General features: G+C 64.7%; 18 protein-coding genes. 7 read left to right on the forward strand and 11 right to left on the reverse strand.

What is annotated here, in order from left to right:
- Positions 1-375: 375 nt before the first annotated feature.
- The 6 genes from ACI0FO_RS10690 to ACI0FO_RS10715 all read right to left on the reverse strand — a co-directional run bounded on the left by ACI0FO_RS10690 (position 376) and on the right by ACI0FO_RS10715 (position 6746).
- Positions 376-3072, reverse strand: a complete 2697-nt coding sequence (locus tag ACI0FO_RS10690; protein WP_416026480.1) for an ATP-binding cassette domain-containing protein — start codon at positions 3070-3072, stop codon at positions 376-378.
- Positions 3069-3557: a hypothetical protein gene (locus tag ACI0FO_RS10695; protein ID WP_416026481.1), complete on the reverse strand. Its 489-nt coding sequence runs from the start codon at positions 3555-3557 to the stop codon at positions 3069-3071. The genes ACI0FO_RS10690 and ACI0FO_RS10695 overlap by 4 nt, the downstream gene beginning before the upstream one ends.
- A 52-nt stretch (positions 3558-3609) precedes the next feature.
- Positions 3610-4479 carry a glycosyltransferase family 2 protein gene (locus ACI0FO_RS10700; RefSeq protein ID WP_416026483.1) on the reverse strand — a complete coding sequence of 290 codons (870 nt, stop codon included), beginning with the start codon at positions 4477-4479 and terminating at the stop codon, positions 3610-3612.
- A gap of 58 nt (positions 4480-4537) precedes the next feature.
- Positions 4538-5254, reverse strand: coding sequence for a PIG-L deacetylase family protein (locus tag ACI0FO_RS10705; protein WP_416026485.1), 717 nt, complete (start codon positions 5252-5254; stop codon positions 4538-4540).
- 32 nt (positions 5255-5286) lie between these two features.
- On the reverse strand, positions 5287-6120 hold the full coding sequence (galU, locus tag ACI0FO_RS10710) for a UTP--glucose-1-phosphate uridylyltransferase GalU (RefSeq protein ID WP_416026486.1): 834 nt from the start codon (positions 6118-6120) through the stop codon (positions 5287-5289).
- 89 nt (positions 6121-6209) lie between these two features.
- Positions 6210-6746: a VOC family protein gene (locus tag ACI0FO_RS10715; RefSeq protein WP_416026487.1), complete on the reverse strand. Its 537-nt coding sequence runs from the start codon at positions 6744-6746 to the stop codon at positions 6210-6212.
- Positions 6747-6774: 28 nt separating this feature from the next.
- Here ACI0FO_RS10715 and ACI0FO_RS10720 point away from each other — a divergent pair, with 28 nt between their 5' ends.
- Complete coding sequence (locus tag ACI0FO_RS10720; protein WP_416026489.1) at positions 6775-7107, forward strand: four-helix bundle copper-binding protein; 333 nt, start codon at positions 6775-6777, stop codon at positions 7105-7107.
- Positions 7108-7162: 55 nt separating this feature from the next.
- Here ACI0FO_RS10720 and ACI0FO_RS10725 read toward each other — a convergent pair whose 3' ends face one another.
- Entirely contained in the window at positions 7163-11287 is a 4125-nt protein-coding gene (locus ACI0FO_RS10725) for a CheR family methyltransferase (RefSeq protein ID WP_416026491.1), read from the reverse strand.
- A gap of 278 nt (positions 11288-11565) precedes the next feature.
- Between ACI0FO_RS10725 and ACI0FO_RS10730 the strand changes: the two genes are divergently transcribed.
- On the forward strand, positions 11566-13122 hold the full coding sequence (locus tag ACI0FO_RS10730; protein ID WP_416026493.1) for a PAS domain-containing sensor histidine kinase: 1557 nt from the start codon (positions 11566-11568) through the stop codon (positions 13120-13122).
- A 12-nt stretch (positions 13123-13134) separates the two neighbouring features.
- On the opposite strand, the gene ACI0FO_RS10735 is transcribed toward ACI0FO_RS10730, so the two are convergent.
- Positions 13135-14226, reverse strand: coding sequence for a mechanosensitive ion channel family protein (locus ACI0FO_RS10735; protein WP_416026495.1), 1092 nt, complete (start codon positions 14224-14226; stop codon positions 13135-13137).
- Positions 14227-14354: 128 nt separating this feature from the next.
- Here ACI0FO_RS10735 and ACI0FO_RS10740 point away from each other — a divergent pair, with 128 nt between their 5' ends.
- The 3 genes from ACI0FO_RS10740 (at position 14355) to ACI0FO_RS10750 (ending at position 17622) form a co-directional block, all read left to right on the forward strand.
- The gene (locus ACI0FO_RS10740) at positions 14355-16271 is read left to right on the forward strand and encodes a hypothetical protein (RefSeq protein ID WP_416026497.1); all 1917 of its coding nucleotides are present in this window, start codon (positions 14355-14357) and stop codon (positions 16269-16271) included.
- A 100-nt stretch (positions 16272-16371) separates the two neighbouring features.
- Positions 16372-16968 carry an NAD(P)H-dependent oxidoreductase gene (locus tag ACI0FO_RS10745; RefSeq protein WP_416026499.1) on the forward strand — a complete coding sequence of 199 codons (597 nt, stop codon included), beginning with the start codon at positions 16372-16374 and terminating at the stop codon, positions 16966-16968.
- A 24-nt stretch (positions 16969-16992) separates the two neighbouring features.
- The gene (locus tag ACI0FO_RS10750) at positions 16993-17622 is read left to right on the forward strand and encodes a TetR/AcrR family transcriptional regulator (RefSeq protein ID WP_416026500.1); all 630 of its coding nucleotides are present in this window, start codon (positions 16993-16995) and stop codon (positions 17620-17622) included.
- On the opposite strand, the gene ACI0FO_RS10755 is transcribed toward ACI0FO_RS10750, so the two are convergent.
- A complete protein-coding gene (locus ACI0FO_RS10755) occupies positions 17613-19433 on the reverse strand; it encodes a glycoside hydrolase family 15 protein (protein ID WP_416026502.1) in 1821 nt (606 codons plus the stop codon). The two genes, ACI0FO_RS10750 and ACI0FO_RS10755, sit on opposite strands and share 10 nt — an antisense overlap.
- Before the next feature lie 4 nt (positions 19434-19437).
- Positions 19438-20256: a glucose 1-dehydrogenase gene (locus ACI0FO_RS10760; RefSeq protein WP_416026504.1), complete on the reverse strand. Its 819-nt coding sequence runs from the start codon at positions 20254-20256 to the stop codon at positions 19438-19440.
- A 304-nt stretch (positions 20257-20560) separates the two neighbouring features.
- Here ACI0FO_RS10760 and ACI0FO_RS10765 point away from each other — a divergent pair, with 304 nt between their 5' ends.
- A complete protein-coding gene (locus ACI0FO_RS10765; protein ID WP_416026505.1) occupies positions 20561-21397 on the forward strand; it encodes an alpha/beta fold hydrolase in 837 nt (278 codons plus the stop codon).
- A 318-nt stretch (positions 21398-21715) separates the two neighbouring features.
- On the forward strand, positions 21716-22138 hold the full coding sequence (locus ACI0FO_RS10770) for a GreA/GreB family elongation factor (RefSeq protein ID WP_416026507.1): 423 nt from the start codon (positions 21716-21718) through the stop codon (positions 22136-22138).
- Positions 22139-22197: 59 nt separating this feature from the next.
- Here the strand turns inward: ACI0FO_RS10770 and ACI0FO_RS10775 are convergent, their stop codons facing one another.
- Positions 22198-23874, reverse strand: a complete 1677-nt coding sequence (locus tag ACI0FO_RS10775; RefSeq protein WP_416026509.1) for a long-chain fatty acid--CoA ligase — start codon at positions 23872-23874, stop codon at positions 22198-22200.
- Positions 23875-23885 lie beyond the last annotated feature (11 nt).

The following is a 23885-nucleotide window of genomic DNA, read 5'->3' on the forward strand; positions in this document are numbered from 1 at the left end:
GTCTTTGTGTCCGGTCTTCCCGGCCCGCATTCCAAGGCGCGTCACGCCCCGAACCCCGGCCGCGTTGTTGGGCCTGCGGATAGAGATCATCGCGCGAGGCCGGCCCCCCGGGATCGCGGTTGAAATCGTCATCGTCGTCTCTGCCAAAATAGCGTGGATCGCGGATCATGGTGCTTCTCCTTGGATGCGGTTTGCAGCGTCTGCGGTGCGGATTTCCAGTGCTTGCGAACTCGGCTAATCCAGAAGCAAGTGGTGTGCCGACGACGGCTCAAAACGTATGACGCGCCGATCGTTTCGTGTCCCCCGCTTATCCTCCGGCACTTCTTACAAGCGCGGGTAAGAAGTGCCGGAACGGGGCCAGGGACACATCGCGCCTTATTGAGGGGCCGCAGGCAACAGCGCGCCGATGGTCGCGACAAGTTCGTTGGGATCGGCGGGCTTGGCCAGATGGACCTGGAACCCCGCCAGCAGACTGCGCAGCCGATACTCCGGGCTGGCGTGCCCCGACAGCGCAATGGCCGGCAGCCTGTGGGCCAGGCCGGCGCCCCGTTCCGCTTCCAATGCGCGGATCCGCGCGACCACCTCGTACCCGTCGATGTCGCCCAGGGAAAGATCACAGATCAGAACCTGGGGCCATTGCGCCGCGGGTGTGGCGGCAAGCGCCGCCAGCGCCTGGTTCCCCTCGGCGTACTGCATCACGCGCGCGTCGTTCTCTTTAAGTATTTCGGCAATCATGTCTCGCGCTTCGGCCTGGTCATCGATCAACATGATCGATGCGCCGCGCAGGTCGGGCAGCTTCACATCCGGACGCAGCGGCGCGGGCTCCACGGCTCTGACGGGAAAATCGACGGAATAGCAGCGTCCTCCCGATGGCGCGGCGGCGCTGTGGAATACGCCGCCCTGCCGCTGTGCCTGCGCGGCGAGTTGGGCGGGGTCGACCGCCGCCGCGGCGCGCAACACGTCGGGGACATTCAGCGAATCGTCAGCCTCTGGAATGGCCGGCCCCACGGTGCTGGCGACTCGGCCGTCCGTCACGGCAAGGCGCGTCAAGGGCCCTTCCCGCTGCAGCCGGATTTCGACCCGCCCGCCTGGCGGCGAGACCGCGATCGCGTGCAGGCAAAGATCCCAGACGAGTTGCTGCAAGGCGCTGGGATCGCCGGTGATGCGGGCCGCTTCGTTGCCGATCAGGGTATACAGGTTCACGCCCTTGTCCTGGGCCAATTCGCGCGATGCGTCCAATGCCCCGGCCACCACCGCCACCAGATTGACCGGCTGGCGCGTGTCGCGGCCCCGGGCCTCTTCCAGCGCGGATTGCTGCCTTTGCAAGGCCCACATCTGCGCGTACATGCCGTTTTTCGCCAAGAGGTCCTCGTGCGCGCCCTGCTCGACCACGCGCCCCCGATCCAACACCAGTATGTTGTGCGCATGCACGATGGTGGACAGCCGATGCGCGATGATCAGCGTCGTGCGCCCGCGTGACAGTCGTTCAAGTTCGGCCTGAATCGCGCGTTCCGTGCGCGTGTCCAACGCCGAGGTGGCCTCGTCGAACACCAGAATGGATGGGTCTTTCAGAATCGCCCGCGCAATGGCGATGCGTTGGCGCTCGCCTCCCGACAGCTTGACGCCGCGTTCGCCCACGCGGGTGTCGTAGCCCCCGGGCAGGCTCTCGATGAACTCATGGACCCGCGCGCCGCGCGCGGCCTGCACGATCTGGTCCCGGGTTGCCTCCGGCTTGCTATAGGCGATGTTGTAGGCAATGGTCTCGTTGAACAGCAGCGTGTCCTGCGGCACGATACCCACGGCACGCCGGACACTGCGCACATTGACCGCGCGCAGATTCTGGCCGTTGACCAGGATGCGCCCCGAATCGGGGTCATAGAAGCGCAACAGCAGGCGCGCCAGCGTCGACTTGCCGGAGCCGCTGCCGCCCACCACCGCCAACGTGGTGCCGGCCGGCACGGTCAAATCGACGTCCCACAGCACTTGGCGGCCGGGCTCGTAGCCGAATCCCACCGATTCAAAACGAATCTCGCCAGCGCCCGGCTCCAATGCCGGCAAGCTGGGATCGTCGCCGGTTTCCGGGGGATGGCGCAGCAGGCCGCACACCCGCTCGGCATTGATGAACGCCTCTTTCGCTTGCCGGAAAATCAGGCCCAGCGTATTCAAGGGCAGGCAGATCTGAATGATGTATGCGTTGACCAGGACCAGGTCGCCCACCGTCATGGTTCTAGCGACCACCTGCTGGCCAGCCAGCAGCATCACCGCCGCCACCCCGCACGCGATGATTCCGCTTTGCCCCACATGCAGGCGCGACAACGACCGCTGGTTCTTGATGCCCACATGGGTCCAGTCGTCCAGTACCCGCGACAACCGGTCCGCTTCCAGCGTTTCGTTGGTATTGAGCTTGATGGCGTCGATATTAAGCAGGCTGTCGACCATCTGCCCGCTGGCCCTGGAATCCAGTTCGTTCAACCGGCGCTGATACGTCGCGCGCTTGCGCACCAGGATGGTCGTATAGGCGAAGTACGCCACGAACGTGACCGTAACGATCAGCGCGAACCAGGCGCTGTATCCCAGCACCAGGATCAGCACCACCGACACAATCTCCACCAGCGTCGGCAGCAGCGTAAAAAGGCCGGTGCCCAGAAGAAACCCGACGCCGGCCGTGCCGCGCTCCACATCACGGGCCAGGCCCCCGGTCTGCCTCGATCCATGAAAGCGCGCCCCCAGCCGCTGCAGCCGGTCGAATACGCTGACCGTGAATTCCGCGACGGTGCGCTGCGCCACCTGCACGAACACCACATCACGTAATTCCGTGAATACGCTGCCGCCAAAGCGGATGACCGCATAGCCCAGCAGCAAGAAGACCGGCAGGGTCAACACGCCGGGCGCGCTGAGCGTATCGACGATGTTCTTCAGGACGGCAGGCACCAGGACCATCAGCAACTTGGCCGCCACCAGCAGCGCCACGGCCGCGGCAGTACGGCCGCGATACTTCCACAGGGCCCGCAAGATGGTTCGATTGACCTCGCGACGGGAAAATTCCGCCGTGGCGTTGTCTGAGTCGCTCATGATCCCGGCCTCCCCGAAAGGGCTTCGCGCCGCGCCTGGACGGCGGCCTTGAACAAGGACGCCACCGCCGCCGCGAAAGCTTCGTCGTACCAGGGGTTGGCGCCGCTGACGGCGACCACGATCCCGTCGATACAGACGCTGCCCCACACCGGCAAATCCTTGGCATGTAACAGATGGGGCTTAAGCGCCAAGACCTCATGGCTTGACAGGCCCGTCCGCCAGCTCAGGCGAGCCTTGCCGCGCGCAAAAGCGCCGTAATCCGCGTCCCAGTCAGCGGGATCGCCGATGCTCTCTTCATAGAGAATGGCGTTGGCGAAATCGCAGTCCCCCGGTTTCGCCAACGGGTTCATGATCACGACGTGAAGAAAACCGCTTTCACCGACACGCGTGTTGGACAATGCGGCGTCCAGCATCGGCCGCGCAAGCGCAATGGCTTCGATCGCGGCGTCGCGCTCCCAGTACGCGGCAAAGGGCGTAGGTTGCATGACAAGTCCCTCCAGAATGGCGGCAAGGCCAAAATCGCGAAAGGAGCAAGGACTATTCCTGGGGCCGCCGTCCGTCCCCGGCCCGCCACACGGCGGCAAGCTTGCGGCAAAGCGCAGCATCAAGGACGCGTCTATGCCCTGCGACAAACCGCCAGCCCTGCACCGCGTCGCGGCACGCGCCTGCCCGGGCTTTCCATCCTGGCAAGGCCGACAAGACGTGAAGGCTGCGGGCCATCGCCATCCGTGGCGGCAGGCGCAGCCATGCCGTCCATAGCGCGTTGCGCGCCAACAGGCGCCGGCGCAGCGGCGCGTCCCGGGATGCGGAGGGCCAATGCCGGGTTTGCACGGCGGGCGCATAGACGATGCGGCCGCCCTGCGCCAGGATGTCCAGCGCCAGCAGCTCTTCTTCCCCGCCGATAAAAAAGGGGGGCAGATATCCGCCTGCCCGTCGGAACGCGCTTGTCCTCATCACGCAGGCTCCCGCCATGAAGCCCGTCAGCTCCGGCCCTACCCCGGGCACGCGGGGCAGCGGACTGGCCTCCATCGCCAGGCAGGCCGGATCTGGCCGGGCGTCATCCCCCACCCAGATCCGGGCATTCAGCACCGCGATGTCTTCGTGCGCGTCCAGGATTCGGGCCGCCTGTTCCAGCGCCCCCGGCATCCAGCACGTATCGTCGTCACAGAACGCGACATAGGGCGTCGCGACCTCGGCGACGCCCCGGTTCCGTCCGGCGGCGCCCAGGTTGGCGGCGGTCTCTATCAGCCTTGCCCGGGGAAAATCCTGTGTGATGCGCAGCGCCGTGCCGTCGCTGCTGCCGTTGTCCACCACGATCACGACGGGGTTCTCCGGCAACGCGTCGATACGGGCCAGCGTGCGGCAGACCTCTTCGCACCGGTTGTAGGTCAACACAACAATAGACACCTGTCCCGCAGGGGACGGCTGCCCGGCTAAGGACTGCTGCGCATTGGCCATGCCTTGCCTACCGCGGCGCCGACAAGCGCCAATAGCATTCCTGGCCGGCAAGCTCGTGCGCGGATCTTGCCAGCCCCCTCAGCTGCGACGCATACGCCGAGATCAGCCGGGCCTTCGCATCGGCGTCCACGGCATACGGATGCGGAGTGACCGCGATGCCGCGTGCGTGCAGTTGAACCAGCCGTTCCTGCATCAAGCCGGGATACGATCGGTAAGGAATATCTTCATAGGCGAACCACGCGACACCCGGCGTCGCTTCGCGGATCATCAACCCCGCGTCGCCCACGCGCACGTGGTCGCCATGGAAGAGCCCCAGCGGAATCACCACGACATCCGGAGCCAGGCTCGCCACCGCGTGAAACAGCCTTTCCGTCATCAGCGACCGGTCTTCGTCGGGCGCATCCCGGTATTGGCTGTCTTGCAAATCCAGGTCCAGCCCCCGGCATTCGATCATGCTTAACGCCCGCTGGTTTTCTTGCTGGCGGCTAGCCATTGCTTGCGCCGCGCTGGAGAAGCCGCAGCGCCGGTCCCAGTCCGTCAGCCGGTCAGGCGCATCCGCCGGCCCCGTGCATACCGTAACGACGATGCTGCCCGGACACACGGACAGCCAGCCGCCGCAACTAAGGATGGCGTCGTCATAGTGCGGCGAAACCACTAGCAGACGGCTTGCCGGCATGGGGCCGCCTTGCGGGGCCCCAGCCAGCTCGTGAGAAGAATCTTGCATGTCGGCGCCCGGGAAGACGGAGAACAATCGGCTCACGCCAGACCGTGATACTTCCTGCCGATTTCCATCGTGGCCTGGTAAAACCCTTCCTTGCTGCCGCAGTCATAGCGCTTGCCGTCGTATTCGTACCCGAATACCGCTTTGGATCGCATCAGGCTGGCGATGGCGTCCGTCAATTGGATTTCGCCGCCCACGCCGGGCTGCGTTTCAGACAGCACGGTGAATATTGCCGGGTCCAGCACATAGCGGCCAACCACCGCCATGTCGGAAGGCGCATCGGCCGGATCCGGCTTTTCGACAATGCCGGATACCCGCATAACATGGGCCGACGCGTTGCTGCCCGACACAATGCCATATTGGCGGGTGGCGGCCTTCGGCACGCGCTGTACCGCCAGGACGCTACCTTGGAACTCTTTTGCCACCTTCATCATTTCGCCGATAACGGGCGTGTCCGCATCGATCAGGTCGTCCGCCAACAGCACGGCAAACGGTTCATCGCCCACGATAGGCGCGGCGCAAAGCACGGCATGCCCCAGCCCCAAGGCGGCGGGTTGGCGCGTGTAGACGCATTTGACATGGTCCGGGATGACGCTGCGCACGGTATCCAGCAATACCACCTTGTTTTTCGACTCCAACTCCAGTTCCAGTTCAGGAACCCGGTCGAAATGGTCCTCTATCGCCCGCTTGTTCCGGCCCGTCACAAAGATCAGTTCCGTGACACCGGCCGCCACGGCTTCTTCGACGGCGTATTGGATGAGCGGTTTGTCGACGATGGGCAACATCTCTTTGGGCATGGCTTTCGTGGCCGGCAGGAACCGCGTGCCCAGGCCAGCAACGGGGAATACCGCTTTGCGTATCGGGAGCATAAAAGCCTCTGTATCGTTATGGTCCGCGCCCTGATCTGCCGGACGCAACCCGCACTGAGCAAACGCCGTTCCCGGCCGGCGTCACGCGGCTATTCCGTCGCGACCGAACACACAAAGGCAAGCTTGTTGCCCTCGGGATCCCGACAATAGGCCGCAAAGAAATCCGGCGCATAGCGGGGGCGAAGGCCGGGACGGCCCTCGTCGACGCCGCCAAGTTCCACGGCGCGGTTCCAGCATTCCCGCACCGCCGCGCAGGTCTCCGCTTGAAAACTGACCTGGCAGCCATTGCCCCATGTCGCGGGCAATCCGTTGAACGGCGGCGCCACGACGAACGACGGCCAGCGCCGATCCCCGCAACGCCATATGACACCGGCGGGGCCGGCGTCTTCGATGCCGTTGCAACGCGTCAGGCCAAGCGGCCGCAGGACCACGTCATAGAACGCCACAAGCCGCGGCCAGTCGCGGGCGCCCAGCTGAATATGTGTATACATGCCAAGGTCCTCCTGGATCGAAAGCCCCCCGAAGAAAGCCCCGAACAAGAAAGCCCGCAAACCGCATGCCGGAAAAAACCTGCGGAAACGGCCACGCCGCGCCGCGCGACGGGCACGGAACATGCTGTCGCGCATGACCACTCATCACCCGTAAGGAGTCGTCATGAAGGCTGCATCGAAAGAACTGGATCGTTGTGTCGACAGTTGCATCGCCTGCTATCGGCGCTGCATGCAAACTGCGATGGGGCACTGCCTGGAAGCTGGCGGAAGGCATGTGGAACCCACCCACTTCCGCCTGATGATGGCGTGCGCCGAGTTATGCCGAACGGCCGCCCACGTGATGCTGACCGGGGTGGAAAACCATAAGGCGGTCTGCGGCGCTTGCGCGGTCCTGTGCCAGGATTGCGCCCGCAGTTGCGAAGGCCTGGACGGGATGGAAGATTGTGCGCGCACGTGTAAGGAATGCGCCGACCTGTGCGAAAAGATGGCGGCATAAAGCGCGCCATGCCGGGGCGGCGCGGACGGGCGGCGTCGGCCGCCCGCCACGCTCGTCACGATGCCCTGCGCAAATGCCGGACGATATCCAGCAAGTTTTCAAGGGCGACAGGCTTGCTGATATGCGCGGAAAAGCCGGCTTCTATCGCTTTGTTGACGTCTTCCTTTGACCCGAACCCAGTCAGCGCAATGGCCGGGATATCGCTGTTGGGGTATTTCTCGCGTATGGCGCGGATCAACTGATACCCATCAATCCCCGGCATGCCGATATCGGAAAGCAGAAGGTCGAACGTTGATTTTTCGAAGGCCTCAAGTGCCTGCTGCCCGCTGGACACCGCGGTCACTTTGGCCTCCTCCATTTCAAGCAGCGTGCCCATGATCATGAGGATGTCTTCCGCATCGTCCACCATCAGCACTCTCAACCCCTTCAAAGGGCTGTCCGCCGCCGAAGGCACTTGATCGGGCGGCAGCTCCGAGCCCGCCAGCGCCAGCCTTACCGTAAATCGCGCGCCCTTGCCCAAGCCTTCCGAGTAGGCCTGGATCGTGCCGCCATGCGCCTTGACAAGTTCGCTGGCGACGGCCAGGCCGATACCCAATCCTGAGTTCGCAAAGGCGCGCTGACGCATGTCCGCCTGGCTGAACATGTCAAACACGCGGCCCAGAAACGCCGCTTCGATGCCGCGCCCCGTATCGGTGACATCCAGCCGCAAGTGCTCGTCTTCCACCGCCAGCGCTAACGTGACCGAGCCCCCTGGCGGCGTGAACTTGATACTGTTGTTGAGCAGGTTCCAGATGACTTGCTCAACGCGCAACGGATCGGCGTTCAAATGGATGGCGCGGTCAGGGTCGAAATCGCTGCGCAACACCAGGCCGGCCGCGGTCGCCACCGGATGCAGCACCTCCAGGATATTCCTTGCGACGGCGGTGATATCGACGATGGACCGGTTCAACGCCAATTTGCCGGTGCGTACCCGCGACAGGTCCAGCAAATCGTCGATGATTCGCGCCTGGCCTTTCACGGCCCGCTGGATCAGGTCGGCGGCGCGGGCGGCGGCCGGCGAATCCCGCACCGACGTCGTCCGCGCCAACAGTTCAGCGTTCAATTGGATCAAGTTAAGCGGATGCTTGAGTTCGTGCGACATCATCGCGAAGAACTCGTCTTTAAGCACGCTGTCGGCCCGCGCGCGATCCAGCCGGGATTCCTGCTCGACATCGCGCAGTTTCAAGTCGGTGACGTCGCGCACGATCTTGGCGTATCCCTGGTAGGCCGGGTCGTCCATCCGGTTGACGCCGCCCGTGCAATACACCAGGCTGCCGTCCCGGCGCCGGTGCCAACGATCATCCGCGGCATAGCCGATTTTCTTGGCGCGTTCCAGTTCCTTGCCCGGCTCTCCCGCGCCGATATCCGCTTCGGTAAAAATCAACGAAAAGGACTTCCCGATGGCTTCGGCGGCGGTATATCCAAAGAGGGTTTCCGCGCCGATATTCCAGTTGGTGATGATCCCTTCGCTGTCCAGCGTCAAGATCCCGAAGTCGCGGGCGCTTTCGGTCATCAGCCTGAGGTGCGCCTCGCCGAGCAGGACGCGATCTTCCGCTTTGCGCCGGCCCGTGATATCGATGAACGTCAAGACAGCACCCTCGATGCGGTGCTCGGCGCTGCGATACGGAAGCAGGCGGGCCAAAAACCAGCGGTCGGTGCTGCTGTGCACCTCGCGCTCGATGGGCCGCAGCGACTCGAACACGCCGGCGGCATCCTTGGCCAGATCGGGGTAATCCAGACGATGCGTGATATCCAGCAGCGAGCGCCCGGCGTCGCTGGTGATGACATTGAAAATATCAGAGGCGCGGGGCGTGAACCACTGTATGCGCATCTTCCGATCCACGAACAGCGTGGCGATATCCGTCGACGCGATCAGGTTCTGCAGGTCGTCATTGATCTTCGCCGTCTCATCGACTTTCGTCTTGAGTTCGGCATTCACGGTAATCAGCTCTTCATTGACCGATTGCAGCTCTTCCTTGCCTGTTTCCAACTCTTCCGTTGCCGAACGCAGCTCTTCGTTGATCGCCTGAAGTTCCTCGTTGGACGCTTTCAATTCTTCCGTGGAGGTCTCGGACTGCTCGATGGTCACCTGCAACTGATCCTTCGTGCGTTGCAGCTCGGCCTCCAGCTGGGCCAATACCGCCGAAGAGCCCTTTTCTTCCTGACCGTCATCGACGCTCATGATGTCTTCGACTTCATCGAACAGCACCAGCATGTAGTGGCTGCTGGTCTCTTCGTGGCGGAACGGCCGCACAACCATGTTGACATAGGTCTGGCGGTCGCCGGCCTTCATCTGCACGCGGCGGGCCTCGACGCTTTTGTTCGAGTGCAACGCCTGGTACATGGCCGTGCGCAACTCCATGCGCAGTTCCGGATACACCAGCATCGGCAGGCTACGCGAGGGCTCCCCCCCCGCATGCCGAAGGAAGCGGCCCGCCCGCTCCGACATGTGCACGACGTTGCTTTCCGCATCGACGATGACACTGGGCGGGGCATATAGCTCCAGCGCGCGCTGGTGCACCTCGGCATAAGAGGTCTTTTTCGCACGGTGGGCCGGGGCCGTCATCGCAACGGGCCGCACGCGTTCGAAGCCGCCTGCGGACAATTCCGGCACGCTGCGGATCTGCACCGGCGTCTCCTTGGCGACGTAGATGCGATTACGCTTGTCCACCACCTGAAACAGCTGCGGACATGCGTCGGCTGATTCGGAACTTCCCAGGAAAAGAAACCCGCCCGGCTTCAACGCAAAATGGAACATCCTGAGGACGTCGCGTTGCACATCGCGGTCAAGGTAGATCAACAGGTTGCGGCAGCTGACCAGGTCCAGCCTTGAGAAAGGCGGGTCGCGCAGGATGTTGTGGACCGCGAACAGCACACGTTCGCGGATATCCTTCTTGATCCGGTATTCGTTGCCCTGCCGCGTAAAGTAGGCCTGCAACAGCTCATCCGCGACGTCGGCTTCTATCGCCAGGGGATAGGCGGCGGTCCGGCCGACTGCCAGGGCCGATTCGTCAATATCGGTGGCGAACAGCTGGAACTTCGCCTGCTGCTTCGCCGCTTCGGCATGTTCGCTGATCAACATGGCCAGGGAATAGGCCTCTTCACCGGTAGAGCAGCCAGCCACCCACGCCCGCAAGCCGCCGTCGGAAGCGGCATCCAGCCTTTCGAACAGCTTGGGCAGTACGGTTTTATCAAGCGTGGCGAAGGACTCCTTGTCACGGAAAAACTGCGTGACGCCAATCAGCATGTCGGACAGCAGATTGGGCGTTTCGTCCGCCCGCTCTTGCAGCAGTTTCCAATACTCGGTCAGGGTCGGCACCCCGGTGACCTGCATGCGGCGTTCGATGCGGCGCAAGACCGTGGCCCTTTTATAGTGCCGAAAATCGTGATCCGTCCTGGCGCGTAGCAGCGCGAGGATGTCCCGGAGGGCATTGTGGTCAGCCTGGCCGTCTTTGGCGGACGGCGGCGAATCCCCTACCGGCTCGACCTCGGTCCCATCCAAGTCCGGCAACTGGATGCTGAACATATTGTCGGCAATGTTCTCAAGCCGGCCGGGCATCTCGGATACGGGCAGGATGATGTCGACCATGCCCGTGGCGATCGCGCTGCGCGGCATGGCATCGTGCTCGGCATCGTCAGGCTGCTGCGCGAACGTAACGCCTCCCTGCTCTTTTATCCGCGCCAAACCCACTGATCCGTCCGCGCCGCCGCCGGTCAACACGATACCGACCGCGCGGGTCGTATGCACGTCGGCCAGGGTGCGGAAAAACTCGTCGATGGCGACATGCTTGCCGCGCGGTCGGGTGCCGGCGGTCAGGCGCAAGTACCCGTCGTTCATCGACAGGACGGCGGCCGGCGGGATCACGTAAATATGGTTGCGCTCGATCCGCACCGGCACCTTGACCTGGGTGACCGGCAGCGGGGTAGCGGCCTGAAGGATACGGTCCAGGATACTTTCGTGATTGGGCGACAAATGCACAATGACGACGAACGCCATGCCGGGGTCCGGGGACACATTCGCAAAGAACCCTTTCAACGCGTCTATCCCGCCCGCGGAAGCCCCCAGCCCGACCACCGGAAACTGCAGGTCGCTTGGTGCGTGGCCCGGCAACTGATCAGGCCTTAAGGGGGAGTTTGACATGGGATACCTGAGTCGGCAGGAGGCTTCGTTGACCTGAATGATACTGCCCGCGGACGCTGCCGCATCGCCCGCGAAAAAAGTGCAGCAAATACCATTCCCACCCCTTGCCGGCTAGCCCCGGGGCGATAGGACCGGCCCGCTTCGCCGACCCGATATTCTGCAACATCGTGACCCAATTTTGCGGGGCATAATAGAATGCTTCAGCGGCCCGGCGCAACGCCCCAAAACCGCCTGATCGCCCAGTGACTCCGCACGACCGATGCCGCCAAGGGAAATTCATGCGCACACCGACATCCGCAGACACGGGCCTTGAACTGGCTGGGGAAAGCCGCTACCGGCTTCTGGTCGATGCCGTGATGGATTACGCGATCTACCTGCTTGATCCCAGCGGGCGCGTCAGCAGCTGGAATCCCGGCGCGGAACGCTTCAAAGGCTATGCCCCGCACGAGATAATCGGCCAGCACTTTTCTATTTTCTACACGGAAGAAGACCGGCTCGCGGGCGTGCCCGAGCGCGCGCTTGAGACCGCGCGCCACGAGGGCCGATTTGAGGCCGAGGGGTGGCGTGTCCACAAAAGCGGACGGCGATTCTGGTGCAGCGTCGTGATTGATGCCGTCCGCGACGACAAAGGCCATGTGCTGGGCTTTGCCAAGATCACCCGCGACATCACGGACAAAAAGAAGGCGCAGGATGAGATCCAGGCGACGCGCGACGCCCTGCATCATGCGCAAAAACTCGAGGCCCTGGGGCGGCTGACCAGCGGCGTCGCGCATGACTTCAACAACTTCCTGGCCACGATCCGCTTTGCCGCCGAGATGCTGCGCAAGCCCTCCCTAAGCGAGGATAAGCGGTTACAGCTGGCCGGCGTCGTCACCGCCACGGTGGAACGCGCCGGACACCTTACCGCGCAACTGCTGGCGTACTCTCGCAAGCAGCCGCTCACGCCCGCGCGGTTTGACGTCCGGGCGTGTATTGAAGGCATGCGCGACATCTTCGCGGCGACGGTCGGCTCGGGCATCAAGATCGAATATGTCTTCCAGGACGGCCCCCTCCACATTTGCGCCGACTCGACCCAATTGGAAACCGCGTTGCTGAACATGGTCATCAACGCACGCGACGCCATGCCGGCCGGCGGCCAACTCCGGATCACGGTGCGGCGGGAGGCGGGCGAAAACGGGGCCGTTCCGGACCGGCCGGAAAGGGTGCCGCAGCGGTACGTCGCCATCGAACTTCGCGATTCCGGGTGCGGCATGGAACCGGACGTGCTGGCCCAGATCTTCGAACCTTTTTTCACGACGAAGCCCGTCGGCAAGGGTACCGGCCTGGGCCTGAGCCAGGTGTTCGGATTTTCAAAGCAGTCGGGCGGGGACGTCAGGGTGGCCAGCGAAGTGGGCCTGGGCTCGACCTTCACCCTCAGCATCCCCGAAGACGTGTCAACCGCGGACGGTTCGGCCTCGTCGGCCGCCGCCGATCCCCTGCCCCGCGAGCAAAAACGAATCATGCTTGTCGACGACGACACGCAGGTGGGCGCGGTGCTTCGCGCGTTGCTGGAAGACATGGGCCACGAGGTTTCGCTTTGCACCGGCGCATCGGCAGCCCTGCAGCGTCTGCAGGACGCGCAAGGCGCGGTCGACCTGGTGATCGCGGACGTGGAGCTGGCGGGCCTGGACGGCATGGAGCTGGCAAAAAAGGTACGCATGAAATGGCCGCATATCAGGGTCGTCCTGACAACCGGGGCCGCGGGCCGGGCAGTTGGCAGCGACGCGCGACTTTTCCCGCTTTTGCCCAAACCCTGGTCCATGGAACTGCTTCTGGACATGCTCGGGCAGGATTGAGCCGCCGTTCGTCTACGCCGCCTTCAGGCCGCCGCCCGCCGGTGCGCCCCCCGACCCGCCTTCCATCACGTGGACCGTTCGCGCGGGCAGCGCCAGGTCAATCCCCGCCCGTTCCAGCTCGCGCATGATGCCCAGGTTGATGGCCTGCTGCGTGTCCATGTACCGGTTGTAGTCGGCGGTCATGACGTAATACACCGCTTCATACTCCAAGGCGCTGTCGCCGAACCGAGCCAGATGCGCGCGATCGAATTTGGTGCCTTCCTGGGCGTTGATCTGGCCTTGCAGCATCGCAGGCACCTTTTCCGCTTGGTCGGCCCCCGTCTGATAGGTGATTCGCACCGAGAACACGATCCGCCGTTGTTGCATGCGTTTGTAATTTTGGATGGTCTGCTTGAGCAGTTCGGTGTTGGAACACACGATTTGCTCGCCGCCCAGGCTGCGGATCCGGGTGGTCTTCAACCCGATATGCTCGATGCTGCCCGCCACCGGCCCGAAAACGATGAAATCGCCGACCTCGAAGGGCTTGTCCAGCCCGATCGAGATCGAGGCAAACAGGTCGCTCAGGATCGTCTGCACGGCAAGGGCCACCGCCACCCCGCCGATCCCCAGGCTGGCGACCAGCGCGGTAATGTTCACGCCCAGGTTGTCCAGCATGGACAGCAGCGCGATCACCCACACCAGCCCCCGCAACAACAACCCCAGCAGCGTCACCGTCACGACGCTTGCCAGTCCCCTGGCGGCCGCCGTGTGGCGCAGCGCCAGGTCCACCGCGCGGTCCAGCCATAGCGCTCCCTGCAGCGCCAACAGCACGAACCACAAGTGCTGAATGGTGTTGCCGCTCCACGGCAAAGGCGCGCCGCTGATCTCCACGCCCACCATGAAGCACAACATGGCGACCACGATCCAGTTCGTCCGCTGGAGGACAAGGGAAATCGAGGCCCCAAAACCGTGCCCCCGCCGCGCCAGGGCATCCAGCCGGGCGCGCACGACTTTCAGCGTCGTGAGGATGATGAGGAACACGACGACGCTGATGGCCACTGCGATACCCCATAGGGCCAGCGGATGGTCGGCCAGCCAATCCGATTGGTTGATCCATGCGTTCACGGCAAATTCTCCTGTGCGGGCGAACGCGCTGCGCAGCAACTCCCATGCCATCCGCCCCCGATATCACTGAAAAGACCGGGCACGCTAATTGCTCTGCCGGGCCACCCGATACTCGAGACCCTGCTGCCATGCATATCCGCCATCTGAGTGCTTCCCGATATCCCGGAACCTGCCCGCCCGGCCACGCGGCGCCCACGGGCAAGCGCCGCCTTGATCCGGCGTGTACCAAGCGGTTGAACCCCTATTCCTGCTGCCTGCCCGCCTGGCTGCGGGACAGCCTGGCGGCACGCTTGTCCATTGCCCGGCAACAGCAGTGGGGTCGGCGCTTGTGGGCGGGCGACGCGTCGTTGTGGACGGCCTCGGATGAAGCCCAGTGGATGGGGTGGCTAAGACCGGCCGCCAAGCCGCGGCAAACCGCCCGGCTGGCGCGCGCCTGCATGCGCTTGATTGAAAAAGGCATGACCGATGCGGTGATCCTGGGCATGGGCGGCGCCAGCCTGGGCTCGGAAGTGCTGGGGGCCACGCAGACTGCCCGTCCGTCAGGAATGCGGCTGCACGTCCTGGACACGACGGACCCCGACCAGATCCGCCGCCTGGAATCGCAGTTGGACCTGGAGCGCTGCCTGTTCGTGGTGGCTAGCAAATCCGGCTCTACCCTGGAATCCAGCATGCTGGCCACGTACTTTTTTTCGCGCCTGTCGGAGCGGCTCGGACGCGAAGCGGCGGGGGAACGTTTCATCGCCATCACGGACCCCCAGTCGGCCCTGCATCAAACCGCATTGCGGGACGGCTATGCCGGCATTTTCCGCGGCGACCCGACCATCGGCGGCCGGTACTCCGTGCTGTCCTGCTTCGGGCTCGTGTCGTTGGCGTTGCAAGGCCACGCGCCAGTCTCGTTCCTCCGCGAGACCGCGCCGATGGTGCGCGCCTGCTCGGCCCGCGCCGACGTCGCCGCAAACCCCGGTCTGGTGCTGGGGGCTATCCTGGGCGAAGCCGCGCGCGCCGGTCGAGATAAGGTCACGCTACTGACCTGCCCGCGCCTGAAGTCGTTCGGCGGCTGGCTTGAGCAATTGCTGGCGGAATCCACCGGCAAGAACGGCCGCGGCATTGTGCCGGTCAATGACGAACCCCTTGGAAGGCCGGAATCCTACGGCGCAGACCGGCTCTTCGTCTCCATCCGGCAAACCGGCGTACCGTGTCCGGACCTGGACGCGCACGAAGCATCCCTGGCCGCGCTTGGCCACCCCGTCGTGCGCATTGACGTAAAAAGCGCGAAAACACTGGGCCAGGAGTTTTTCCGGTGGGAGGTCGCGACCGCGGTAGCCAGCGCCATCCTGCACGTCAATCCGTTCGACCAACCGGATGTGGAGGCAAGCAAATGCCGCGCGCGCGCCCTGGTCGAACAGCGCTCCCGCGCCGCGGGCTATTGCCCCCCGCAACCCGCCGCGCAAGCCGGGGCCCTGACGTTCTACGGACGCCAGGACGCGGATGTCTCGACGCCCAGCGAACGGCTCGCGGCCCATTTCGCACGGCTTCGGCCCGACAGCTATGCCGCCATCCTGGCGTACCTGCCCAACGCCCCGCAGTACGCCGCCCACCTGGCCCGATGGCGGCGCCAAGTGCGCGACGCCTGCCGCGTAGCGACAGTGGGGGGCTTCGGTCCCCGCTATCTGCATTCCTGCGGGCAGCTTCATAAAGGCGGGCCGGACGGCGGCGTGTTCCTGTTCATCACCGCCGATCATGACGACCTTCCGGTACCCAGGTTCCCCCTGGGCTTCGGCGCGGTTCAGGAAGCGCAGGCCGTGGCCGACATGGAGGAACTGATGGCGCGCGGCAAGGCCTGCCTGCGCATACACCTGGACCGGGACCATGAATCGGCACTCAAGCAGTTGGACCGCTTGATCGAGCAGGCCCTGCGCGCGGCAGGCCAAGATGCCCGTCCCGCATACCGGCCGCCTGCGTGTCGGGACAGCCGCCCGCGAACCGTCGAAGCCGTCCTCCGCGCCAATCCGGTCAGCCAGGAACGAGTAGCTGACAGCCGTTAGCCGCCGCGGACACGGCACGACAATCGGGAGGGACTTCCACAACCTACTAAAAGTAGGCTACGATAAGTACATAGCAATCCTCGTATGGACGTCTCAAGACATGCATGCCCTTATCGTTGTCGCCCATCCCGACCCGGCTTCCCTCACCCACGCCATCGCGGCTCAAATCGCGCAAGGGATCGCCGGCTCCCAGCCTTGCCACTCCTTCGAAATCGCCGATCTGGCCGCGGAAGCGTTCGATCCCAGATTCACCCAGGCCGACGTGGCGCTGCACCTGAGGAACGCGGCGCCGTCCCCGGATGTCGCCGCCGAACACGCCCGGATTGATCGCGCGGACGCGCTGGTACTGGTCTATCCCGTGCATTGGTGGTCGTTCCCCGGCCTGCTGAAAGGATGGATCGATCGCGTGTTCACCAATGGCTGGGCCTATGATGCCGGCCCCGACGGCAAGCTGCTTAAAAAGCTGCAGCGCCTTCAGGTGCACCTGATTGCCAGCGGCGGCGCCGATATGCGAACCTACGCGCGGCACGGCTACTTTGGCGCGATGAAAACGCAGATCGACCACGGGATCTTCGGCTACTGTGGCGCTCGCGTCGCGACCTCGGAATTGCTGGTCGCCTCGGACGCCGGCTTCCCCACGTCTCATCTGGATGCGGCGCACGCCATCGGCAAGCGGATTTTCCCCTTGCCGCAGTGATACGCCCCTTCAGGATAAAAAACGATGTCTGCTCCGTCCGCCCCCTCACCGCGCCGCCGCCTGTCGAAAGAAGCGCGGCTACGCCAGTTGCTGGACGTGTCCTGGAAGCTGATCCGCGATGAAGGCACCGACGCGTTGACGCTGGGCCGGCTGGCTGAAGAAGCCGGCATCTCCAAGCCTGTCGTGTACGACCACTTCGGCACGCGCAACGGGCTGCTCGCAGCGCTCTACCAAGACTTCGACGTGCGCCAGACGGCGATCATCGACGCCGCCGTCGCGGCCAGCAAACCCACATTGAAAGACAAAGCCGCGGTCGTCGCCTCACGGTATATCGATTGCGTCATCACGCAAGGCCGGGAAATTCCCGGCGTGCTGGCGGCGTTGGACGGGTCGCCTGAAATCGCCGCCGTGAAAAGGCAGTATCAGCGGGTCTTCATCGACAAATGCCAAAAGATCTTTGCGCCTTTCGCCAGCCCGGGATCCGTGCCGCTGGCCAGCTTGTGGGCGATGCTCGGCGCCGCCGATGCGCTGTCGAACGCGGCGGTGGCCGGCGAAATCAGCGAAGCGCAGGCGCGGGAAGAGCTCTTTCAGACGCTCCTGCACATGGTCAAACGCAGCAAGGACAGCCCGGCGGCGGGCAGGGTTCATTCCTGAGGCGCGTCGCGCGATGAACGCTGGCGCGCCGTGCCGCCGGCCGCGCTCAAGTTGTAGGCCGTATTGACCAGGCCAATATGCGAGAAGCCCTGCGGGAAGTTGCCCACCAGCCGCTTGCGCGCCACGTCGTACTCTTCGGACATCAGGCCCAGGTCGTTGCGCAGCGACAGAAGATGATCGAACACGCGGGACGCATCGTCCAGCCGGCCTTGCATGATGTAGGCATCGGCCAGCCAGAAGCTGCACGCCAGGAAGACGCCTTCGTCGCCCGGCAGGCCATCATCGCTGCGCAGGGTCGAATAACGCAGCAACAGGCCATCGCGCAGCAGTTCGCGCTCGATGGCCTGCACGGTGCCCGCCACGCGCGGATCGTCCGCCGGCAGAAAGCCGACCTGCGGAATCAGCAGCAGGCTGGCATCCAGCGCCGTGCCGCCGTAGTACTGCACGAAGGTATTGCGCCCGGCATCATAGCCATGCGTGCAGATGTCCTGGCGTATCTCGTCGGCCAGCGCCCGCCACCGATCCACCGGCCCTTCCAGCCCGAAACGTTCGCAGGATTTCACGGTACGGTCCAGCGCCACCCAGCACATCAGCCGTGAATGCGTGAACGCGCGGCGCGGCCCCCGCATTTCCCAGATCCCGTGGTCCGGCAGGCGCCACAGTTCCTCAAGCGGCTTCAGCAGCACTTTTTGCATGCGCCACGCTTCGGCCAGCGGCGCAAGGTCCGCCACGCGCGCGGCGTGCAGCGTTTCGATCAGCTCGCCATAGACATCCAGCTGCATCTGGCCGGCAGCGGCGTTGCCCAGCCGCACGGGTGCACTCCCCTCGTAGCCCGGCAGCCAGGGAATGTCGTGTTCGGGCAGCCAGCGCTGGCCCGCGATGCCGTACATGATCTGCAATTGGTTCGGGTGCCCCGCCGCCGCGCGCAACAGCCATTGGCGCCAGGCCTCGGCTTCCTCGCGGTAGCCGGCATTCAAAAGCGCATACAGCGTCAGCGCGGAATCGCGCAGCCAGCAATGCCGGTAATCCCAGTTGCGGCTGCCGCCCAACTGTTCGGGCAGCGACGTCGTCGGCGCGGCGACGATGCCCCCGGTGGGCTGAAACGTCAGCAGTTTCAGCGTGATGAGCGAGCGCACGACGGCATCTCGCCGTTCACCCGGTCCGTTTTCCCAATGGCAGCGCTTGGCCCATTCATGCCACCACGCGATCGTGCGGTCCATGCTTTCCATTCGGTCCGGCACGAAATGCGGCGTCTTGTGCGAACGGTGATACGACAGGGTGAAGGGCACGGTTTCGCCTTGGCGCACCGTAAATTCGGCCACGCTTTTCATGTCGCGCCCGGTCAACGGCACCGCCGTATGCAGCTCCACGGCGTCGGGCCCGGCAATGGCGCTCAGCCCATAATCGCGCCGACGCACCCAGGGCACTGCCTGCCCATAATTGAAGCGCAACGTCAGCTCCATCCGCATGTCCACCTGGCCGGACTCGCCCTGCACGATACGCACCACGTCGACACGCTCCTCGTCATCGCTCAGGGGCATGAAGTCGTAGACGCGCACCACGCCGCCTGGCGTTTCATGGCGCGTTTCCAACACGGCCGTGTCAGGCAGGTAGCGGCGCGTGGAAATGGCGCCGGGGGCGCTTGGGGTCAGCAGCCAGCGGCCGTGGCTGTCATCGCCCAGCAATGCCGCGAAACACGCCGGCGAATCGAAATGCGGCAGGCACAGCCAGTCGATGGCGCCGTCGCGCGCCACCAGCGCGGCCGACAACATGTTGCCGATCAGGCCATAGTCTTCGAGGGGCTTCGACATCGGCTCACCCTGCACCGCGAAAGGCGGGATACAGCGTCATCCCGCCGTCGACGAACAAGGTCGACCCCGTTACGTAGTCGGAATCGTCGCTGGCCAGCCACGCCACGGCGCGCGCCACGTCCTCCGGTTCGCCGATGCGGCCATACGGGATCAGCTTCAGCAACGACGCCATGCTCTCCGGCGTGTTCCAGGCGGGCGCGTTGATGGGCGTCCGTATCGCCCCCGGCGCCACGGAGTTGACGCGGATCTTCAAGGGGGCCAGCTCTTGCGCCAAGGACTGCATCAGCAGCGACACGCCCCCTTTGGACGCGGCGTAGTTGGCCTGGAACGCCCACGGAATCACTTCGTGGACCGAACTGATGAAAATGATCTTGCCGATGGCCGCATTGGCGGACGCCGGGGACGCCCGGTTCAGGAACGCCCGCACCGCGGCGCGGGCGCACAGGAACTGGCCAGTCAGATTGGTGTCGATCACCGCCTGCCATTGCGCCAGCGTCATATCCTGAATGGCGGCAGGCCGCTCGATGCCGGCGTTGTTGACAAGAATGTCGACGTTCTGGAAGTGGTCCACCGCCACGCGGAACAGGCGTTCGACGTCTTCTTCGCGGCTGATGTCGGCGGCCGCGGTGACGGCCTGGCCGCCCGCGTGCAAGATGGCTTGCACCACGTCGGCGCCGCGCCGCTCGGCGTCTTCGTTGGGGCGGTGGTTCACGACCACGCGCGCGCCCGCCGCCGCCAATTCCAGGGCAATGCCGCGCCCGATCCCGGAATTGGCGCCGGTGACGATCGCCACGCGCCCGGACAGATCGACTGCATGCCGCATGCTGCTCTCCTTGCGGCGAGCGGGTCCGGTGCTGCAGCCATGCGGATCCCAGGCGCCGCTTACGATAGCCAGCCTTGAGCTTAGCCTCGGATGGGCGTCGGTTCAACCGGCGGCGGGCCGGGCGTGGGGGGCGGGCAGCGGCCGAACATCGGCGTGCCCGCCGGACAGGATGATTTCATCCAAAGCCGCTTGATAACGTACAAGCGACGGGGCGGTATGCGCGTTACGCTGTGAATCGGCCGGCTTCCCAGCCCGGCCTCTCCTGCGGTACCTCCCTTTCCTGCCTCTCCCGGAGTCACTGACCATGAGCACCATCACCACCCCCGACGGCGTGCAGATCTATTTCAAGGACTGGGGCCCTAAAACGGCCCAGCCCATCATGTTCCACCACGGCTGGCCCTTGTCGAGCGACGACTGGGACGCCCAGATGCTGTACTTCGTCGCCAAGGGCTTTCGCGTCATCGCGCATGACCGCCGCGGCCATGGCCGTTCCAGCCAGGTCAGCGACGGCCACGACATGGATCACTATGCCGCCGACGCGTCGGCGGTGGTCGAACACCTGGATCTGCGCAACACCGTCCATATCGGCCATTCGACAGGCGGCGGCGAGGTCGCTCGCTATGTCGCCAAATTCGGCCAACCGCAGGGCCGCGTCGCCCGCGCCGTGCTGGTCAGCGCCGTGCCACCCTTGATGGTGAAGACCGACGCCAACCCCGGCGGCACGCCGATCGAGGTATTCGACGGCTTCCGCGCGGCCCTGGCCGCCAACCGCGCCCAGTTCTTCACCGATGTCGCTTCCGGCCCCTTTTACGGTTTCAACCGCCCGGACGCCAAGGTATCGCAAGGCATCATCAATAACTGGTGGCGGCAAGGCATGATCGGCTCGGCCAAGGCGCACTACGACGGCATCAAGGCCTTTTCGGAAACCGACCAGACCGAAGACCTGAAGGCCATCACCGTGCCGACCCTGGTCATGCACGGCGACGACGATCAGATCGTGCCCATCGACGACTCCTCGAAGCTGGCGGTCAAGCTGCTGAAGCACGGCACGCTGAAGGTGTATGCGGGGTTCCCGCATGGCATGCTGACCACGCATGGCGAGGTCATCAATCCGGACCTGCTGGCCTTCATCAAGGGCTGATTCCCGCCAGGAACGCAGCCGGCGGGCGGACGCATCCGCCCGCTTTCGACGCCTTCCCGCCCTTACGTCGGCAATGGCCTATATACTGGACTGTTGCCGACAGCAGATTGCGCGCCAAACGCGCGAAAACCTGCGCCGCAAAGACGCTTGACCCAGCCCGCGTAGGCTCTCCCCAAGGAACAGGGCGTTTATCCGCCTCCGGCCGCCATGGCGGCGCCCCCTCGGGACCGGCTTTCGCAGTCGCCTCCTCCATCGCCTCGCCCGAGCAAACCTGAAAAGCGTCTGCCAAGGGGGGCCATTCGTCTTAGAAGAATCAATATGAACGCCTTGCCGCAAGACAAACTGATCACCGCCCTGGACCACGCCCGCCTGCTGGGCATGATTACCCGCCCCGCCAGTGCCGCCGCGCTGTCGCGCGATGCGATCGACGCCACGCAAGACATCCTGGATTCCGCACCGATCATCACGCTGGAAGACGTCACGCCAGACATCGTCACGATGCGCTCCCGCCTGCGCCTGCTGAACGCCAACGGCGACGAAATGATCGTCACGCTGTGCTACCCGGCAGACGCCAACCTTGCGCAGGGCCAGGTGTCGGTGCTGTCGCCACTGGGGCTGAGCCTGATCGGTTCGCGCCAGGGCCAGCGCATCACCTGGACCGCCCCCAACCAGACCGAGCACGCCGCCACGATCGAAGAAATTCTCTATCAGCCCGAAGCGGCGGGCGACACCACGGCGTAATGTCCTTCGGCAGGGTTACCGCCCTGGCGCACGCCATGACGCCCGATGGGTGCGCCCCACTAGGCGGTTTCCCGCGCAGCACGCCCCGCCTCCTGCAATTGGCGCCACAGGATCTTGCCCGTGCTTGACTTGGGCAGCGCATCCACAAACTCCACGATGCGCGGCGCCTTGTAGGCCGCCATGCGCGTACGCGCCCAGGCGATCACCTCGTCTTCGCAGGCGCTATCGCGCGCTTCGGGCCGCAACACCAGCAACGCCTTCACCGTTTCACCTCGACAGGCGTCGGGCACGCCGATCACGCAGGCTTCGTGCACGGCGGGATGTTCGTACAGGGCGTTCTCGACCTCGGCCGGCCACACCTTGTAACCCGACGCATTGATCATGCGCTTCAGACGGTCGGTCACGAAGAAATAGCCGTCTTCGTCCACGCGCCCCAGATCACCGGTGCGGAAGTACCGTTCCCCATCCAGCACGAAGAACGCGTCGGCATCGGCCGCCGGATTATTCCAATAGCCCTGCATGATCTGCGCGCCGCGCGTGACCAGTTCGCCGGTCTCGCCAGGCGGCAGTTCCACAAGGGTTGACGGGTCCACCACCCGCGTATCCACCCCGAACGTGGGCACGCCGATGCACTGGCGCTTATTGCGCTGCATGGGATTGCAATGCAGGAACGATGCGGTCTCGGTCAATCCGTAGGCTTCGTTGAAGATGATGCCGTAGCGCTCGGCCAGCATCGCGGCCACGGATTCGGGCATGGGCGCACCGCCGCCGCACAACAAGGCCAGGTGGGACAGGTCGAATGATTCAATGCCGGGCTGCGCGAAGAAATCCACGACCATCGCGGGCGGCGCGGCCCACACGCTGACCCGATGCCGCGCCATCAATTGCGCCGCTACCTGGCGGTCCCATCGTGGAAGCAGGACGACGGTCGCCCCCAGCAAGATCGGCAGGTTCATGCAGTTCTGCATGCCCAGCAGGTGAAACATCGGCGCCACGCCCATAATCACGGCTTCGGCGGTCAGGCCCCGCCACAACTGCGATCCCGTCACCGCCGCGCCCAGCGTGCCGTGCGTGTGCCGGCACCCCTTGGGGCGGCCGGTGGTGCCCGACGTGTAGGGCAACAGGCACAGGTCGGCGGCCGTCGCCTTGTGCGGCGCGGGCGGCGCGTTGAGCGCCAGCGCACCGTACCAGGGCACGCCGCCCGCGACGTCGGGCGTTCGCCGCGGCGCGGCGATCCAGTCCGGCGGCGCCAGGTCTTCCCCGCCCGGCCCCAGGTAGTCCGAATAGGTATGGACGATTACGCGGTCCAGCCGGCCGTCGTCCACGAAGCCCGCCAACCGCCCGGCCAGTTCCTGCGCCGCGAACGCCACGCGGGCGCCGCTGTCTTGCAGATAATGCGCCAGTTCGTCAGGCGTGCTCATCGCGTTCACCGGCACGACCACGGCCTCGGCACGCAAGATCGCGTAATAGGCAATGATGAACTGCGGGCAGTTCTGACTAAGCAGCAATACACGGTCGCCCGCCTGCACGCCGGCGCCATGCTGCAGATAGCCCGCCATCGCGTCGACCTCGCGCTTGAGCCGCGCATAGTCCAGTACCGTGTCGTAGAACACGATGGCCGGCTTGCCGGGATACCGCGTTGCCGAGGCCTCCAGATTGAAGACCAGGCTGGATTGCGGTTGACTGATGTGGTGCGGCAGGCCCTTGGGCCAATATTGATGATGCGCTTGCTGCATTCGTGTCTTCC

It is taken from the genome of Achromobacter marplatensis (assembly GCF_049060505.1).
GTDB classification, from domain to species: Bacteria; Pseudomonadota; Gammaproteobacteria; order Burkholderiales; family Burkholderiaceae_B; genus Achromobacter; species Achromobacter marplatensis_A.

What these genes read in the sequence shown, in the direction of transcription:
- ACI0FO_RS10745 (WP_416026499.1), top strand. Translation starts at nt 16,372, where the DNA reads ATGCATGCCCTTATCGTTGTCGCCCATCCCGACCCGGCTTCCCTCACC.
- ACI0FO_RS10770 (WP_416026507.1), top strand. Translation starts at nt 21,716, where the DNA reads ATGAACGCCTTGCCGCAAGACAAACTGATCACCGCCCTGGACCACGCC.
- ACI0FO_RS10765 (WP_416026505.1), top strand. Translation starts at nt 20,561, where the DNA reads ATGAGCACCATCACCACCCCCGACGGCGTGCAGATCTATTTCAAGGAC.
- ACI0FO_RS10730 (WP_416026493.1), top strand. Translation starts at nt 11,566, where the DNA reads ATGCGCACACCGACATCCGCAGACACGGGCCTTGAACTGGCTGGGGAA.
- ACI0FO_RS10755 (WP_416026502.1), bottom strand. Translation starts at nt 19,433, where the DNA reads ATGTCGAAGCCCCTCGAAGACTATGGCCTGATCGGCAACATGTTGTCG.
- ACI0FO_RS10750 (WP_416026500.1), top strand. Translation starts at nt 16,993, where the DNA reads ATGTCTGCTCCGTCCGCCCCCTCACCGCGCCGCCGCCTGTCGAAAGAA.
- ACI0FO_RS10760 (WP_416026504.1), bottom strand. Translation starts at nt 20,256, where the DNA reads ATGCGGCATGCAGTCGATCTGTCCGGGCGCGTGGCGATCGTCACCGGC.
- ACI0FO_RS10705 (WP_416026485.1), bottom strand. Translation starts at nt 5,254, where the DNA reads ATGCAAGATTCTTCTCACGAGCTGGCTGGGGCCCCGCAAGGCGGCCCC.
- ACI0FO_RS10715 (WP_416026487.1), bottom strand. Translation starts at nt 6,746, where the DNA reads ATGCGCGACAGCATGTTCCGTGCCCGTCGCGCGGCGCGGCGTGGCCGT.
- ACI0FO_RS10775 (WP_416026509.1), bottom strand. Translation starts at nt 23,874, where the DNA reads ATGCAGCAAGCGCATCATCAATATTGGCCCAAGGGCCTGCCGCACCAC.
- ACI0FO_RS10720 (WP_416026489.1), top strand. Translation starts at nt 6,775, where the DNA reads ATGAAGGCTGCATCGAAAGAACTGGATCGTTGTGTCGACAGTTGCATC.
- galU (WP_416026486.1), bottom strand. Translation starts at nt 6,120, where the DNA reads ATGCTCCCGATACGCAAAGCGGTATTCCCCGTTGCTGGCCTGGGCACG.
- ACI0FO_RS10725 (WP_416026491.1), bottom strand. Translation starts at nt 11,287, where the DNA reads ATGTCAAACTCCCCCTTAAGGCCTGATCAGTTGCCGGGCCACGCACCA.
- ACI0FO_RS10740 (WP_416026497.1), top strand. Translation starts at nt 14,355, where the DNA reads ATGCATATCCGCCATCTGAGTGCTTCCCGATATCCCGGAACCTGCCCG.
- ACI0FO_RS10695 (WP_416026481.1), bottom strand. Translation starts at nt 3,557, where the DNA reads ATGCAACCTACGCCCTTTGCCGCGTACTGGGAGCGCGACGCCGCGATC.
- ACI0FO_RS10690 (WP_416026480.1), bottom strand. Translation starts at nt 3,072, where the DNA reads ATGAGCGACTCAGACAACGCCACGGCGGAATTTTCCCGTCGCGAGGTC.